The sequence below is a fragment of the Streptomyces europaeiscabiei genome (assembly GCF_001550375.1).
Lineage (GTDB): Bacteria > Actinomycetota > Actinomycetes > Streptomycetales > Streptomycetaceae > Streptomyces > Streptomyces europaeiscabiei.
Genome location: NZ_LRTR01000254.1, coordinates 1 through 1,887, shown reverse-complemented (window position 1 = coordinate 1,887; position 1,887 = coordinate 1). Strand labels below are relative to the sequence as shown.

1 protein-coding gene is annotated in these 1,887 nt (G+C 68.3%); it reads left to right on the top strand.

Going from position 1 to position 1,887, the window contains the following annotated elements; genetic code table 11:
* Window positions 1-337 precede the first annotated feature (337 nt).
* On the top strand, window positions 338-1,495 hold the full coding sequence (locus tag AWZ10_RS12410) for a sugar ABC transporter substrate-binding protein (protein ID WP_046709902.1): 1,158 nt from the start codon (window positions 338-340) through the stop codon (window positions 1,493-1,495).
* The last annotated feature ends 392 nt before the right edge of the window (window positions 1,496-1,887 follow it).

The following is a 1,887-nucleotide window of genomic DNA, read 5'->3' as shown; positions in this document are numbered from 1 at the left end:
CGCCCGCCCAGGGGCGGCGGACGGTCACCGCGCTGACCTGCCACCCCGCGCACCGTCCCCTCGACCACCCCCGCCGCGACCCCCCTCACTCCCAACGCCCGGTCGCGCAAGGACCATTGACCGTCGGCGGCCTCCGGCGGCAGCCGTTGGCTCGTGTCACGTGCAGGCCGAGCGGCGACAGCGGGGGCCCTTTGCTCTACCCTCTTCACACCGAGACCACACAAGGCTGTTGTCATCTCGTTAAGTGATTAGTTCTTGACGCTGAGGTGATCACCACGTTGGCTTTCAGCCACATGGGTCGCAGTTGCGCTGCGCCCACGCCCGGAAGGCCCTTGATGTGAACGCCCGTACCACCAGCAACACCCCCAGCACTCGTATACGTCGTCGCACCACTGCTCTGCGCCGTACCGCCACCGCCCTCGCCGCCTCTGCCGCGGCCCTCTCCCTCGCCTCCTGCGGGGTCGTGGACGTCGGCGACACCGCGGAGGCGAGCCCCACGAAGGGCGACGACATCACGGTGGGCGTGCTGTTCCCCGACAAGGACACCAAGCGGTACGAGCAGTTCGACTACCCGAACATCAAGAAGAAGATCGCCGAGCTGACCGACAACAAGGGCGTCACCAAGTACGCCAACGCGGAGAAGGACCCGGAGACCCAGAACAGCCAGCTCGAGCAGATGGTGCAGGACAAGGTCGACATCATCATCGTCGACGCCGTGGACTCCAAGACCATCGCGCCGGCCGTGCAGAAGGCGGACGACGCGGGCATCCCCGTCATCGCCTACGACCGGCTGGCCGAGGGCCCGATCGACGGCTATGTCTCCTTCGACAACGAGCTCGTCGGGCAGGTGCAGGGCCGCTCGCTGGTGGAGGACCTGGGCGACAGCGCCGCGAACAAGATCGTCATGATGAACGGGTCCCCCACCGACCCGAACGCCGCCATGTTCAAGGAGGGCGCCCTCTCCGAGCTCCAGGACAAGGTGACGATCTCCGAGACGTTCGACACCAAGGACTGGGACCCGGTCGTCGCCAAGGCGAACATGGAGAAGGCCGTCACCAAGCTCGGCGTCAACAACATCGACGCCGTGTACGCCGCGAACGACGGTATCGCCGGTGCCGTCATCGACGTGCTGAAGACCGCCGGTGTCTCCAAGGTGCCGCCGGTCACCGGGCAGGACGCCGACCTGGACGCCGTGCAGCGGATCCTCACGGGCGACCAGTACATGACGGTGTACAAGTCGTTCCCGACGCAGGCCAGCGCCGCCGCAGAGATGGCCGTCGCCAAGGTCCAGGGCCGTTCCATCGAGTTCGACGCCCTCGCCAAGGACAGTGTCGACTCCCCGACCACCAAGAAGATCCCGGCCCAGCTCGTGCCCCCGGTCGCGCTGACCAAGTCCAACATCGAGGACACGGTCGTCGCCGACGGCATCTACACGGTCAAGCAGATCTGCACCTCGGACTTCAAGGCCGAGTGCGACGCGGCCAAGCTGGGCTAGCCCCGACCGCCCCACGTTCCCCGGCCCGGCAGGGCCGCCGCCAGTGCCTCGGCCGGGCGGTGACCCTGCCGGGCCGTGCTTTTTGTGGCCGGGCGGTGCATTCGTGCGGGACGGCCCTCGACTGCTGTGCGGATTTTCCATGGTCTAGGGTTACGGCTTGTCATGTCGTGATCACGGGGGACGACTGTCGCATGCCGCAGAGCAGTTGGGACACACGTACGTCGCGTGCGCGAACAGCCGCCGCGCGACGCACCGGATCGGTGCCTGTCGCCACACGGCCCACCGGAAGGGCGCCGGCGCTCTCGGCCGCGCAGCCCACCGGCCGCGGCGACACCCGGCAGACGGCCCTCCTCGCCCCCGCCCCCCTGCCGGCCTCCTGATCCCCCCCCCCC